18 protein-coding genes are annotated in these 14,554 nt (G+C 30.9%); 8 read left to right on the top strand and 10 right to left on the bottom strand.

What is annotated here, in order from left to right; all coding sequences use genetic code 11:
* Positions 1-30: 30 nt before the first annotated feature.
* Entirely contained in the window at positions 31-714 is a 684-nt protein-coding gene (locus tag ACS3UD_RS14870) for a response regulator (RefSeq protein WP_308138862.1), read from the bottom strand.
* 210 nt (positions 715-924) lie between these two features.
* Between ACS3UD_RS14870 and ACS3UD_RS14865 the strand changes: the two genes are divergently transcribed.
* Complete coding sequence (locus ACS3UD_RS14865; protein ID WP_308138863.1) at positions 925-2,091, top strand: S8 family peptidase; 1,167 nt, start codon at positions 925-927, stop codon at positions 2,089-2,091.
* Here ACS3UD_RS14865 and ACS3UD_RS14860 read toward each other — a convergent pair.
* From ACS3UD_RS14860 to ACS3UD_RS14835, 6 genes are all read right to left on the bottom strand, one after another.
* Entirely contained in the window at positions 2,044-2,499 is a 456-nt protein-coding gene (locus ACS3UD_RS14860; protein ID WP_308138864.1) for a DUF2812 domain-containing protein, read from the bottom strand. The two genes, ACS3UD_RS14865 and ACS3UD_RS14860, sit on opposite strands and share 48 nt — an antisense overlap.
* A gap of 774 nt (positions 2,500-3,273) precedes the next feature.
* Positions 3,274-4,176 (bottom strand): hypothetical protein, encoded by a 903-nt coding sequence (locus tag ACS3UD_RS14855; RefSeq protein WP_308138865.1) that lies wholly within the window; start codon positions 4,174-4,176, stop codon positions 3,274-3,276.
* A 25-nt stretch (positions 4,177-4,201) separates the two neighbouring features.
* Entirely contained in the window at positions 4,202-4,783 is a 582-nt protein-coding gene (locus ACS3UD_RS14850; protein ID WP_308138866.1) for an accessory gene regulator ArgB-like protein, read from the bottom strand.
* Positions 4,783-4,926 carry a cyclic lactone autoinducer peptide gene (locus ACS3UD_RS14845; RefSeq protein ID WP_308138867.1) on the bottom strand — a complete coding sequence of 48 codons (144 nt, stop codon included), beginning with the start codon at positions 4,924-4,926 and terminating at the stop codon, positions 4,783-4,785. The genes ACS3UD_RS14850 and ACS3UD_RS14845 overlap by 1 nt, the downstream gene beginning before the upstream one ends.
* A gap of 122 nt (positions 4,927-5,048) precedes the next feature.
* Positions 5,049-6,344 (bottom strand): sensor histidine kinase, encoded by a 1,296-nt coding sequence (locus ACS3UD_RS14840; RefSeq protein ID WP_308138868.1) that lies wholly within the window; start codon positions 6,342-6,344, stop codon positions 5,049-5,051.
* A complete protein-coding gene (locus ACS3UD_RS14835) occupies positions 6,345-7,064 on the bottom strand; it encodes a LytR/AlgR family response regulator transcription factor (RefSeq protein ID WP_308138869.1) in 720 nt (239 codons plus the stop codon).
* Between the two features lie 59 nt (positions 7,065-7,123).
* On the opposite strand from ACS3UD_RS14835, the gene ACS3UD_RS14830 reads away from it, so the two are divergent.
* Positions 7,124-7,327 carry a S8 family serine peptidase gene (locus ACS3UD_RS14830; RefSeq protein WP_308138870.1) on the top strand — a complete coding sequence of 68 codons (204 nt, stop codon included), beginning with the start codon at positions 7,124-7,126 and terminating at the stop codon, positions 7,325-7,327.
* A gap of 371 nt (positions 7,328-7,698) precedes the next feature.
* On the opposite strand, the gene ACS3UD_RS14825 is transcribed toward ACS3UD_RS14830, so the two are convergent.
* The 3 genes from ACS3UD_RS14825 to ACS3UD_RS14815 form a co-directional block, all read right to left on the bottom strand.
* Complete coding sequence (locus ACS3UD_RS14825; protein WP_308138871.1) at positions 7,699-8,100, bottom strand: hypothetical protein; 402 nt, start codon at positions 8,098-8,100, stop codon at positions 7,699-7,701.
* A gap of 37 nt (positions 8,101-8,137) precedes the next feature.
* Positions 8,138-8,281, bottom strand: coding sequence for a hypothetical protein (locus tag ACS3UD_RS14820; RefSeq protein WP_308138872.1), 144 nt, complete (start codon positions 8,279-8,281; stop codon positions 8,138-8,140).
* A gap of 260 nt (positions 8,282-8,541) precedes the next feature.
* A complete protein-coding gene (locus ACS3UD_RS14815; protein WP_308138873.1) occupies positions 8,542-9,183 on the bottom strand; it encodes a hypothetical protein in 642 nt (213 codons plus the stop codon).
* Positions 9,184-9,695: 512 nt separating this feature from the next.
* Between ACS3UD_RS14815 and ACS3UD_RS14810 the strand changes: the two genes are divergently transcribed.
* From ACS3UD_RS14810 to ACS3UD_RS14785, 6 genes are read left to right on the top strand one after another with little or no spacing between them, the layout of a single operon-like run.
* Positions 9,696-10,616 (top strand): bifunctional enoyl-CoA hydratase/phosphate acetyltransferase, encoded by a 921-nt coding sequence (locus ACS3UD_RS14810; protein ID WP_308138874.1) that lies wholly within the window; start codon positions 9,696-9,698, stop codon positions 10,614-10,616.
* Between the two features lie 8 nt (positions 10,617-10,624).
* Entirely contained in the window at positions 10,625-11,701 is a 1,077-nt protein-coding gene (gene buk / locus ACS3UD_RS14805; protein ID WP_308138875.1) for a butyrate kinase, read from the top strand.
* 26 nt (positions 11,702-11,727) lie between these two features.
* On the top strand, positions 11,728-11,922 hold the full coding sequence (locus ACS3UD_RS14800; protein WP_308138876.1) for a 4Fe-4S dicluster domain-containing protein: 195 nt from the start codon (positions 11,728-11,730) through the stop codon (positions 11,920-11,922).
* Positions 11,922-13,085 (top strand): 2-oxoacid:acceptor oxidoreductase subunit alpha, encoded by a 1,164-nt coding sequence (locus ACS3UD_RS14795; RefSeq protein WP_308138877.1) that lies wholly within the window; start codon positions 11,922-11,924, stop codon positions 13,083-13,085. Before ACS3UD_RS14800 ends, ACS3UD_RS14795 begins: the two co-directional genes overlap by 1 nt.
* Entirely contained in the window at positions 13,060-13,884 is an 825-nt protein-coding gene (locus tag ACS3UD_RS14790; RefSeq protein WP_308138878.1) for a thiamine pyrophosphate-dependent enzyme, read from the top strand. The genes ACS3UD_RS14795 and ACS3UD_RS14790 overlap by 26 nt, the downstream gene beginning before the upstream one ends.
* The gene (locus ACS3UD_RS14785; protein ID WP_308138879.1) at positions 13,885-14,445 is read left to right on the top strand and encodes a 2-oxoacid:acceptor oxidoreductase family protein; all 561 of its coding nucleotides are present in this window, start codon (positions 13,885-13,887) and stop codon (positions 14,443-14,445) included.
* Positions 14,446-14,554 lie beyond the last annotated feature (109 nt).

Raw genomic sequence — 14,554 nt, 5'->3', positions numbered from 1 at the left:
CTCAAAAAAGCATACTAAGCCTCAAAATTTCTATCTGCTCTTAAAATAATATCCCGTTCCTCTTTTTGTAATTATATATTTATCATTTTCAGTTTCTATCTTTTCTCTCAATCTTCTTACCGTTACATCAACTGTCCTTAAATCGCCGAACTCATATCCCCAAACTTCTTTTAAAAGATGTTCTCTGTTAAAAACCCTGTCTGAATTTAAAAACAAATATTTAAGAAGGTCAAATTCCCTATTTGTCAGGTCAATTATATCATTGTCCCTGCTAACCTCATAGGTATTCATATCAATAGTTAAATTACCTACATTTATTATTTTTGCTTTCATTTCTTCATTGGTGCTTGACAGCTTAACTCTTCGCAGATTTGCCCTTACTCTGGCAATCAGTTCCTTATTGCTGAAAGGTTTTGTAATATAATCGTCCGCCCCCAGCTCCAGTCCTGTTATTTTATCATTTTCTTCTTCCTTAGCAGTAAGCATTATAACAGGCATCATATATTCCATCCTTATTTCCCTAAGAACCTCAAATCCATTTTTCTTCGGCAGCATTATATCCAGAATTATTAATTCAGGGTTAATTTTACGAACCATCTTTATTGCTTCTTCTCCGTCATATGCAGTCTGTACCGTAAAGCCTTCCTTTTGAAGATTGTACTTTATTATTTCCGCTATCGGTCTTTCATCATCTACTACTAATATATTAGACATACTTACCTCCTGTTACGCTTATTATTAGAACTTATAGTTTTTTAATACTTTATAGCCAAAAAAATCTTATTCCGGTAAAAATGGCAGTGAAAAAAGCCTGTATTTCATATTTTTCCCTCAAGTCTGCCATTTAAAATATTATACCATGTTTTTCAAAAATGAACACCATCTTTAATTAAAAGCATAAATTAATTTAGGTAGGTGAATATTATGAGATATAATATAGATTACAGCAAGCTTTGTCCCACTATAAGAGGACAGATTTATTCAAGCAATAATAATATTATACCTGTCATTGTGACATATAAGACTGACAGGAAAATAAAAGAGGGCGAGCTTTCCTCTTTATCTAATAAGCTAAATCGTGAACTTCCTATTATTAACGGCTGCGCCTGTGAAATGAGCATAAATTCTATACTAAAGCTGACAAACGACCCTGATGTGGAATTCATCAGTTATGATTCAAAAGTATTTGCAGTTATGGATGTAGCAAGAGATGCGATAGGTGCAGATTTTATTTCAGACACCGGCTATACAGGAAAAGATGTTACAGTAGCAATTATTGACACCGGAATCTCTCCGCATATGGATTTAATATATCCTAATAGCAGGATAGCCGGATTTAAAGACTTTGTAAACAACGAATCAAGAATGTACGATGACAACGGGCACGGAACTCATTGCGCAGGAATTTTGGCAGGAAGCGGATATGCATCAAAAGGAAAATACAAGGGTATAGCACCAGAAGCAAATATATTGTCAATTAAGGTTCTTGATGAAAACGGAAATGGAAACACATCGGATATTTTATCCACCGTTCAATGGATTATAGACAATAAGGAGGTTTATAAAACAAGAATTATTAATTTTTCATTGGGCGCAATAGCTCAATCAAGGGAAAAAAGAGATCCTCTGGTTAAAGCGGCAAACAGAGCAATCGAGAATAACTTCATTGTAGTAGCTGCTGTAGGAAACAGCGGTCCATTAAGAAATACAATATTGTCACCCGCTACCAGCAGGCATGTTATTTCTGTAGGAGCGCTGGATGATAAGCGGACCCCGGAACTAAATGATGATGTTATCGCAGAATTTTCAAGCAGAGGCCCAACATTTGACAGGATTAAAAAGCCTGATTTAATTGCCCCAGGCGTTAATATAATGTCCCTCTCCAATACAAACTTAAAAGGATATACAAATTTAAGCGGAACATCCATGTCAGCTCCCATGGTATCTGGAGCTGCAGCACTTTTATTAAACGAAAATCCAAACTACACTCACTTTGACATTAAAAGAAAGCTCCTCAACGCTTGCTCAAGAATCAAAGCCTCTTCATACGAACAAGGTGCCGGAGTGTTGGATATAAGCAGAATTTTTTAAATGAATGCAAGGGGACGGGATGATACCCGTTTCCTTCAAAAATTTTTTAAGTTTATTTCTATTCCAAACACTTTTTACCATTTCATATTGTTGTCTATCGTTGTCACAATTGCATATATCATCAGTAGATTTTTTATAAAACACAATCATTTTATCGTTTTTTAACACATACTTCCAATCTTTTTTCATCATATCTTTAATATATTTTTCTCTATTTCCATAAATCGATAAATCAAATTCATTAAATATAATGATCTCAAAATCAAGTTCTACCGGATTAATTTTGTCAAAAGAATAATAGCCAGCGTATATAAAACTAATCATATAACCCTTGCCAGCCATTTCTTTAAAATAACTTGCTAAATTTTTGTATGATGACACCGAACCATATCTAGTAATTTTTTTCATAATAGAATTCTCCGTTTTTTCAATAATATCTCTTGCAAAGTATATTCTGGAACCAACCCTGAATTTTTTATATTGAAACTACAATCAAAAAAGACAAACGAAACGTCCCTGCGTCTTCTTGATACTCTAAAAAAAACACATTTAAATTTCAACCTTTTTATACTAAATTCACTGAATTTGGATTGTCAACAGACTACATATAGAATGATTATATGGAATTTACTAAATAAAAAGAAATAATAGCTAAAAATAGATATAATAAACAATAAAAAATAGAGCAATAATGAAAGGTATTTTTATTTATTGTTGATATATAATATATGCGCAAGACAATTATGTTGACGGTTATAAATATGCTTAAAAAAAGAAATACTACAGAATTATTCATATTTTCAATGCCATAAATTAAAAATATGGCTAGGGGAAAACACAATGAAATCAATATTGATACTCTAAAAAAAAACACATTTAAATTTTTCAACCTTTTTATACTAAATTCACTGAATTTTGCTGTTCTTATAATATAGAATGTTATAAGAATTATTAATACAACCATTATAAAAAAAGACATGAGTACAATTCTCTTTATATTGTATATTCTCACTATTTCTATACCTATAATATATTCAATATATAATAAAACTATAATACTTAATAAATATTCTATAATACTATCAGCATTTGTTTTTTTCATTATCAATCTCCATAATATCCTTATATAGAATCAATATAACTCCCAGAGAGCTATATAAATAGTCCCTGGGAATCCAAACCTTAAGAATTAACAGCTATATATGCATTAATTATGCTTTGCATAATACCAGTGTTATTGTAAAAATCACCACTTGAACTGTCTTGTAAAACTTGTGTTGAATATGAATCTGTATTTTCTATGTTTAAACATTTTATTCTTAAAGTTCTACCTGAGTGGTAATACGTAGGGCTTTCAGTATATATCTTACCATATTTATTCCAGTATTGTTTAATTTGAAAGGCTTCACCTGTAATAGCTTCTTTCACAATTTGAACATTATTAACAACAGTAACTAGTGAAGCAATAGCCGCTATAATAGTTGCTACAGTTAACGCTAAAGTTGTAGCTATAACTGAAATATATGTACCTGCTGGAAAATCAAAAATAGTAAATGAATCTTTCTCCCATGAATAATCTTCTAGTAATCTCGCTATTTTAGTCTCATAATTAAATGTAAAATTCGTTCTCATCAATTCCTTAGCTGAATAATTTGTTCCAACATTAATCCCATAGTCGCTAGGATCTCCACTGGAGCTTCTTGATATGTTGTTAGGGTCAATTTTAATTAAATAATCATTTTTATTAAATGTCTCTTTAACTCCATTTATTGAAACAGTAAATATATCACTATTATCACTATAAACAGCTTCTTCTAAGACATCACCATATGTTAATTTCAACGTTGTTATATCACCAATCTTTTCTTCTTCATAACCTATTTCTTGATAATCAGATTGGTTAGGCAAAATAGCAATTCCTTTTTCATAAAAATATCCATCACCGACTTCGCTTTTTAATGTCTTAACTTGAACACTATCAATAAGAACTGAATTTTGCATTCCCAAAGCATACGATTGAATTGTAAACACAAATACTAAAGACAATGTTAATATCCTACTTAGGTTTTTCATAATTTTATTCATAATAAACCTCCCATTAATTTCATTTTTAAATATAACACCTTTTTAAATTCTTTATTTCTCCTAATATTACCATAAAACTGGCCATTATTAAAGAAACTGATATACACACAACAATATTATTCACTCCTATAAACATTAACAAAATCAACACACCAAATTCAAACCCCAAAATCATTCTTGCCTTCTTGCCATACGCCTTTACCTCTGTGGTATCCAATGGCTTGTTACTATCCTCCACGGGTGAGAGAATATATATAATCAGTCCTGAAATTATGGAAATCGCTATTATAATAAAGTTTGTCCATGGTATAAACCTTATTCCCAAAAGCACCGCAACGATTAACACTACAGAACTGATGTAGCACCCCCATTGTGTTCTTGCGTGATATCCTCCCGCATACGTCCTGAGAGGTATGTATGTTACCATAAAAACCACGCTCTGCCACAGCATACCAAACATTCTTCCAACAAGTAGTATTGTTAAAATATTTATAAGCATCAATGCTCCCTGCTGCAATCCGTATGTATAAAGCTCACTGTCCTCTGAGTCAATAATTTTATTTGACACCAGTTCATCTGTTACTTTTTGTAGAATTTTACCTTGCATCAAAACCTACGCAGTTTTTCGGCACCCTTTGGAAGCTTAGGCTGATGAATCAGAAAATAACATGTACTATTTACATTTAGCGCTGTTATCATCAGTGCAAAGCTTGCAATTACGCTTCCAAATTTTAAAACCAATTTCCTCAAGGTATCCCCCTCCTTTTCGCTTTTTTTGCTTTTGGTGTTTTAATACTAGCATAAAAAAACTATTTGTGCGGGAACATGTTGAAATCTATATATGTTTTTGTAGAAACTTAAGATTTTTGTGTTTATTTTGACTTATCATTCAAATACATAAGCAATATTACAGTAAAAACATCTTCTGTATGTTCAATTTCCATCTCACCGTTATATTTATCCAAAGCAAATTTTGTATTTTTAATACCCATACCGTGATTTTCTTTATCTTCGTTAGAGGTAATCAATTTATCTCCATTATAATTTAAATCTCCGTTATAGGTGTTTGATATCTTGATTATCAATCTGCTCTTTTTATACTTAATTTTTACATCCAGTATTTTTTCTTTTTCTAATTTTGAACAAGCATTAATTGCATTATCTAATAAGTTTCCCAGTATTACTGACATATCAAAGGATGTAATACTTAATTGTTCTGGTATATTTAATTCTAATGAAACAGATATTCCATGCTGCTTAGCTTCTTGAAGCTTAAAATTGAGAATACTGTCAATTATTATATTGCCTGATTGTGCATACTCCTTTTCTGTAATAATTGCATCTGTCATTTGTTCAATGTGTTTCAACGCTTTGTTATGTTCATTTTTTCCCACAAGCAGCTTTAATACGGTCAAATGATTTTTCATATCATGTTTAAATGATCTGGTTGATTTTAATGATGTTTTTATAAGCTCGAATTGCTTCTGATAATAATTATTTTGTTGTAATAATCGCAACTTTTCATATTTTTCCTCTTGTTGTTCGTTTAGTTTATCGTATAAATAAAAAACGAAAAAATTAACAAATAACAAGCTGACTATAACAGAAATAACTTTAAAAGCATTATCTGATGCCATTTCTATTATAATCAAGATTATAAATAATGACGTAAGGGGTATGAAAAATATAGCAAACCAATAGCTGTATGGAATAACTGTCTTATTTTTTATGTTTTTATAATTATTTATAAAAAGTGCTGCAATATATAATAATATTTTTACAATTACTATGCCTGCTACAGAAGAAAATTTATCATTTTTACTAAATACTGAAAAATCTAAAAAGCCAAATATTAAGGCAACGATGCTTTCAATTGAAATTAAAATTATGTAAATAAGTGATATGGCTAGAATTCTTTTTTTTAAATCTGTCTCATAATTAAAGGAAATCAAAAATAGCATAACAACATTAGCTAATAAAGTTACAAGAGGAATATTAAAAAATAAATGAACTAAAGAAAAGACAAAGAGATAAAGTGCATATGAAATAATTTCAACCTGCCTATTTACATCCCTTCTGTCAAAAAAGGCAGACATAAATTTATAAATTATGTATACATCAAATATATTGGTAGTAATATAAAAAAAATCATAATCACTGATATTCACCTATATTTCATCCCTTTCATACTTTAGTTGCAATTTCCGCACCTCTGATCTTTTTGACTGGCTGATTGGCAAGATTTGTGAATTGGTCATAACAAGCCTATCATAATAAGACTCTGCCACATGATAATAGTTGACAAGGTATGACTTATGAATAAAGAAAAATTTATGCGGCTCTAACTGCAAATGTATTTCTGACAAGGTGCCGTAAAATTTAATTTCATCAGTTGTTGTTACCATTTTGACCTGACGGTTGTCGCTTTCGAAGTAGATTATATCTTTGATTTCTTTTCTGAAAAAATTATGTCCTTGCTTATATTTAAAATAAAAATCAAGCTTGTTTAAAAGCTCCATGACTTTGTTCATCATTTCAATGACTTTTGCATCATCAATAGGCTTTATTAAAAAATTAAGCGGTCTAACTTCAAATAGTTCCATGGCATAATTTTCTTTTGAAGATATATATACTATCTGTGTAATTTCATTTTTCATTTCATTACGAATTATTTTTCCCAGTTCAATTCCGTTTAGCTTTTTTAATTCAATATCCAAAAAAATCATATCAAAATAATTATCATTTTTTAAATAATTATATAGTTCTTCACCAGAATAAAAAACATCAACTTCAATTTTTTCCGAAATTAATTTGCTGTAATTTAATATGATATTTTCAATTTCAGAACAAATAATAGACTCATCATCACATATTCCAATTTGAAACACTTAATTCACCTGCCTACTTTTTGTATAATTAATTATACTCTAGTAATGCTTTTCAAACAATGATAAAAGTCTTTACAAATTTAAGCGGAACATCCATGTCAGCTCCCATGGTATCTGGAGCTGCAGCACTTTTATTAAACGAAAATCCAAATTACACTCACTTCGACATTAAAAGAAAGCTCCTCAACGCTTGCTCAAGAATCAAAGCCTCTTCATACGAGCAAGGCGCCGGGGTGTTGGATGTAGAAAGAATTTTTTCATAAAAAATACAAGAGGGTTGTTATACTAAGAAATTAGTGTAACAACCCATATTGTGAAGCTCTTTCCTGCTAATATTTGCATTTATGTTTTAAAATACTACTTATCTAATAAGTTATATATATATCCTAGTCCAATGATACTAGATACTACAAGGGAAACATATATATACTTCATTTCCATATGATTATCTCTTAGAAACACTATGTTATCGCAAATTATAGGTGTTAAGATTATTAATACAGCCACTAATAATTTAAATTTATTTCTATTATTCATGTTACACCTCTTATATAATTATTATGCTCTAGTAATTTTTTCAAACAATAATAAACCAAATATAAACGCTATATTATCTCAATATGTTTTAATCGCCTCATCGCCTTGTATTTTCATCTATGAAAATAACAGTTGGTACATCTGATTTCTTTATCGCTTTTACAATTCTATCATTTTTACAATCATAGTAAAAGAAACCATCGTGAAGTAGTGTTAAAAGCGATTTTTTCCCAGATTTATCTTTGCAAATATATGTGTTGTAACCATACTTTTCAAATGTTCCCTCTTCAAGTGTTTCATAAACATAATTAATTAAATATGTTCCATCATAAGAACTAAATGTAAAAGTATACACTTCAGGTGCATCTACACTCTGATAAGTGCCATGAATATGTTTAATAGGCTCAGCTTTATGTAACTGGTATACAGAAATAAGATATATTAAAACTAAAAAAACAATAATTACTTTTGATATAATTAATTTATTTTTTTCGCTCATTATTGCCTCCTCAATTCTATAATTTAAAAATTCAAATTTATGCTGCTCGAAGGGTTAAAATATTCAGAAGCATCAATGCTCCCTGCTGCAATCCGTATGTATAAAGCTCACTGTTCTCTGAGTCAATAATTTTATTTGACACCAGTTCATCTGTTACTTTTTGTGGAATTTTACCTTGCATTAAAACCTACACAGATCTTTATTAAATAATCTCCGCCACTAAAAAATCTAACCATTTTACTTATGACTTCTAAAGATAAATTTAATCAAGTATAAAAATGCCACAATTAAAGAAACTGCAATTATTGTATTGACAATACTGAAACTAACCATAGTTATTTCCCCCTAATTTCCATTTGTAAAATCATCGCCAAAGGTTCTGTCCGGTGCCTCTTCATGCAGATAACTTCTTATATATTCATTACAAAGTATTGTGAATGCTTATATGAAATTTTTACTATTTAATATTTCAAAAAAATCGTTAAATAAATTCCAATAAAAAAAATCTTCTATAAATATTTTATTATTTATTTTTTCATCTGGCCAATATTTCTCATTTACATACAAGATTGCCTCTTTGTGAACCATAGTTTCTATAAATAAAGAATTAAATTCATATATTTTATCAAATTGTTCATTATACTTATTTATATTAGTATGGTCATTAATATTTTTACCATTTCTATATTCTTCTTCAAGAATACTTTCTATTTCATAGACCCTCCGACTAAAATAATGAGTATCTGCTAAAGAAAAGTTCCCATTATCAGTTTTTTTGTAAATATTATAGAAATTTTGAACATCGCTGGCATAGTTAAACATTTCATTATACCATTTTGCGATTTGTTCTAAATCTTTGTTTGAAATCTCTGAACTCTCTTTCGCTCTATCAAGATAATCTTGAATCCTTGATGTGTTTTCCATAGTTTCAATAACTATTGATATAATTTTAGAATTTATTATTTTTTCATATTCTTTTTCTTGTTTGTAAAATTGGAATATTATAGCCCCATCTAAAAGAGTCATTAATATAAATATAATTAATATGTGCAAACTATATTTTTCGATTATCTTCTTTAACATATTTACCCCCAGCTTAAAATATGTGTAGACTTTCATAAAAATAGCATAAGTCATTAACAGTCATAGTGAACATTTCTTGAATTTCACCATAATTGTTTCTTTTTTTCTTAATAATCAAGAACGGTTAACTTGTCTAATTATACCATAAGTAGTAATAGTTGTATATAACTCAAGCGCCTCCTTGCCTTTCTTGGATGCATCCAAGAAAGTGCCAGCGCCAACGCCTTTTTATCTTATCTTTTTATACCTTCCCATAAATATAAAATAATTGTGTGTTTAATAATTAAACATGGCTGTTAAAATTAAAATCAATTTTAAGTTTTTTTGATATAAATTTAAAATAATTGTTTTATTAAAAAATTAACTAAGTATTAAAACAATCGCTTAAAACTAACTAAATTATATAGAAATGTGATTTACAAATTAAGTTGGTATGCATTTTGCTATAAACATATTTAAGTGCGTTAGAAATACGTTATTAAATAAAATTAGTATTTTGAAAGGAGTAAAAATTGATAAGAAATTTTCAAGATATAATTGACAGTACAAAAAAATATCCTCCAATAAAAGTCGCTGTAGCCGCTGCAGATGACTTAGAAGTTTTGCTGGCAATTGAGAAAGCTCGATCATTTGGAATTATTAGTGCCATATTGATAGGAAATAAAAGTAAAATCGAAACTATTCTAAGCAATAATTCTATTTGTCTAAAAAACTATGAAATAATTGATGAAGCTGATAAAGAAAATTCATGTAAAATAGCCGTCAACATGATTAAGGAAGGCAATGCTTCTACAATAATGAAGGGATTTGTAGATACTTCAATTCTTTTAAAAGCAGTTATTAATAAGCAAACCGGTTTGGAAATTAGTGGTTTAATTAGCCATGTTGGAGTTTTAAAGGTTGATAAATTTAACAGACTTTTTATAATTAGCGATTCAGCTGTTAATATATCACCTTCCGTTCAGGATAAAGTCAGCATAATAAATAATGCGGTAATAGTTGCAAACGCCTTAGAAATTGAAGAACCAAAAGTTGCAATAATTTGTCCGGTTGAAAAAGTAAATAAAAAAATTGAATCCACTGTTCATGCAGCAGAATTAGTAAAAATGTATGAGCAAAAAGAAATTAAGGGATGTGTAATTGGAGGACCTTTTGCACTAGATAATGCTATATCTGAAGAAGCCGCATCGCATAAAGGCATTGTTAACCCGGTTGCCGGTAAGGCAGACATACTAATAGCGCATAATCTAGAAGTTGGTAATGTATTAAACAAAGCAATAGAGTACTTTGGTCACACAGAAAAAGCAGGAGTACTAATGGGAGCAGGAGTACCAATAATTCTTACTTCAAGGGCAAGTTCAAGTAAAGCAAAGCTTAATTCTATATCATTAGCTGCTTTTATAGCTCAAAAAAATCAAAATAATAAATATTAGGAGAATATATGAAAAAATCGTATAAAATTCTAGCTATTAATCCCGGATCTACCTCTACAAAAATTGCATTATACGAAAATAAAAATGTTATCTATAAGGAAACTGTATCACATATGAGTTCCGACTTGGAAAAGTTCAATAAAATAAGCGATCAATTTGAATTTCGAAAAAATATAATATTAACTATTTTAAAAGAACAACATATAGATCTCAGCGAATTAGATGCAATTGTAGGCAGGGGCGGAAACATGAAGCCTGTTGAAGGTGGTACTTATCAGGTTAATGAAGAAATGGTCAGAGATTTAAAAATTGGTATTATGGGTCAACATGCTTCAAATCTTGGTGGAATTATAGCAGATTCAATTGCTAAAGATTTAAAAATATCAGCTTATGTAGTTGACCCTGTTGTTGTAGATGAATTTGAAGATTATGCAAGAATTTCAGGCATTCCTGAAATAAAAAGGAAATCAAAATCTCACCCTCTAAATCAAAAGGCCGTGGCAAGACTCGCAGCTAGTGAATTAGGCGGAGAATATTCTTCTTTTAATTTTATAGTTGCACATATGGGTGGAGGCATATCCATTGGTGCACACAAAAAAGGCAAAATAGTAGATGTAAATAATTGCTTAGACGGCGAAGGTACCTTCTCACCTGAAAGATCTGGCGGACTTCCAGTAGGCTCTTTGGTAGAATTATGCTTTTCAGGAAATTACACAATTGAAGAAATAAAGAAAAAGATAACCGGCAAAGGTGGATTAGTTGCATATTTAGGCACAAATGATGCTAGGGAAGTAAAAAAGAAAATAGCAGAAGGAGACAATTATTCAAAGCTTATATACGAAACTATGGCATATCAGATTGCCAAAGATATCGGAGCAGCAGCAACAGTTTTAAAGGGAAAAATTGATAGTATCGTACTAACAGGCGGATTAGCCTATGATGAAGAATTGGTTCGATGGATAAAAGAAAGAGTAAGTTTTATAGCACCTATAAAGGTTTACCCAGGAGAAAATGAAATGCAATCAATGGTCCAAGGCGTTATAAGAGTGCTAAATGGAGATGAAAAATTAAAAATATATAGCTAATTTTTTAGCAATAAAAGGAGGCAACTATGTGGAAAGTAGAAGTAAATGAAAAGTTATGCAAGAAATGTGGTATTTGTTCATCACTTTGTCCTGCAAAAGTTTTCACAAATGAGATCAATGAATTACCAATGTATACGCATCAAGAAAAATGTACAGGCTGCAATTTATGTGTTTTGCGATGCCCAGATATAGCATTAACATTAACTGGAGGTAAAGAATAATGACTCATAAACAAGATATTCGGTTTATTCAAGGTAACGTAGCTATGGTAGAAGGCGCAATAGCAGCAGGAGCTAGATTTTATGCAGGATATCCTATAACCCCTTCTTCCGAAGTAGCAGAAATGTCATCAATCAGACTTCCTCAAGAAGGCGGTTTATATGTACAAATGGAAGATGAATTAGCTAGTATGGCTGCAATAATCGGAGCCTCCGCTTCAGGTAAAAAATCTTATACTGCTACCAGCGGTCCAGGATTTTCCTTGATGCAAGAAAATTTAGGCGTAGCAGTTATGGCTGAAGTACCGTGTGTTATTATAAATGTTCAACGTTCAGGTCCTAGTACCGGACTAGCAACTAAACCTGCTCAAGGTGATTTTATGCAGAGCAGATGGGGAACACATGGCGATCACGGCATAATCGTTTTATCTCCATCAACAGCACAAGATTGCTACGATTTAATGATCGATGCTTTTAATTTCTCTGAAAAGTATAGAACTCCGGTAGTTTTTTTAGCTGATGAAATCGTTGGACATATACGAGAAAAAGTTATTATAAGAGAAATAGATGAAAATAAAATAGTACAAAGGAAGCAGCCTAAATGTAAACCTGAAGAATATCAAACATTTATGCAGGATGAAGATGGAATTGCTCCTCTAGCTCCTTATGGAAGTGACTACATAGTTAGATTATCTGGCTCCGGTCATGATAATAAAGGATTCCCATGCTCAAGACCTGATAATGCAGATAAATTTATTAGACATTATACAGATAAGATAGAAAAAAACTATAAAGATATAGTAAAAGTTAGAAAATATAATTTAGAAGATTCAGATATAACTCTTGTAACTTTCGGAGGAAGTACCAGGTCTTCCCTAGAAGCTATGAATATGGCACGCGAAGAAGGAATGAAAGTTGGGGTATTGCAATTAGTTACACTGTGGCCATTTGCTGAAGATGAGGTAAAAGAAGTTCTAATAAATTCTAATGCAGTAATTGTACCGGAAATGAATTTAGGTCAGATGATAGGAGAAGTTCAGAAACTTAACGACTATAGAACACCGGTACTAGGTATAAATAAAGTAAATAGTGAACCTATTACGCCAAAAGAAATTTTAGATAAAATAGCAGAGGTGAAAAATGAAAGCACAAGAGTATTTGGTTAAAGAAAAACTTCCATTATTTTGGTGTGCCGGCTGCGGAAACGGCAGCGTATTACATGCAATACTAAGATGCTTTGAGAAGTTGAATTACACAAGAGAGAACACAGTTGTTGTAACCGGAATAGGATGTTGGGGCAAAGCAGACGATTATGTCGACACTAATACATTCCACGGAACTCATGGCAGGGCATTAGCTTTTGGAACAGGTATAAAATTGGCCAACCCTGAATTAAATGTTGTAGTTTTAATGGGAGATGGTGACGGAGCTACAATTGGGGGAAACCACTTAATTCATGCAGCAAGAAGAAATGTTGATGTTACAGCAATTGTTGTTAATAACTTAAACTATGGTATGACAGGCGGCCAATATTCAGGAACAACTCCTCATGAAAAAATAACATCTACATCAAGATATGGGCATATAGAGCATGGTTTTGATCTAAGTGGTCTAGTAGCAGCAGCTGGAGCATCTTATGTTTCCAGGGGAACAACATATGGTATAGTTCAGCTAGAGAAATTTATATTTGAAGCTTTACAAAAGAAAGGATTTTCATTTGTAGAAGCAATCTCACAATGCCCTACACACTTTGGAAGGCTTAATGGAATGAAAAAACCTGCAGATATGTTAAATTGGTTTAAAGAAAACTCGGTTTCTATTTCTGCCGCAGAAAAGCTTACGCAAAATGAAAGAGAAAACAAGTTTGTATTAGGAAACTTTGTAAATAAAGAAAATGAAGATTATAGTACAAAATATTTACGAGTTATTAATGATGCGAAGAAAAGTAAAGAAGGAGGTAAATAAGTGAAAAAAAGATATGAAATAATCTTAAGCGGTGTTGGCGGCCAGGGGCTAGTAGTTGGCGGCACAATACTTGGTGAAGCAGCTACAATGTTTGATAACCTCAACTCTACACTTACAACTTCCTACGGCGTCGAAACCAGGGGAACGTTTACTAAATCTGATGTAATAATCAGCAAAGACGAAATATTCTTTCCTGAAGTCATAGAAGAAAATTTAGTTTTAGCCCTTGCGCAGGTTGCATATAATAAATATGCAAAATCATTGAGTGAAAATTGCATTCTTATTTATGATTGCGATTCCATAAAATCTACTTCTGATGTAAAAGCTAAACAGTATGGATTTCCAATAATAGAAGCATCAAAGGAAGTTGGAAATTTAGCAGCAGCTAATATAGTTTCTTTGGGTATAATTGTAAAAATGACAGGAGTTGTTTCTAGCGAAGCTGTAATTAATGTTTTGAAAAAAAAGTTCTCTAAAAACTCAAAAGTATGTGAGGCTAACCTTAAGGCGTTTAATAAAGGAATAGAATTAGCTGAGCAATGTAAAATTTCATCTCATTAAAGGCATATCCAAATTAAGCAATAAAAATAAATATATTTTTTAAAAGGCAGATCCCATAGTAATAAATTTAGTTTATTCATGAAAACCATAAAACATTAAAAACAGTATT

Origin of the sequence: Sedimentibacter sp. LTW-03, from assembly GCF_052059825.1 — a bacterium.
Lineage (GTDB): Bacteria > Bacillota > Clostridia > Tissierellales > Sedimentibacteraceae > Sedimentibacter.
This window is presented reverse-complemented; position numbering and strand designations above follow the sequence as displayed.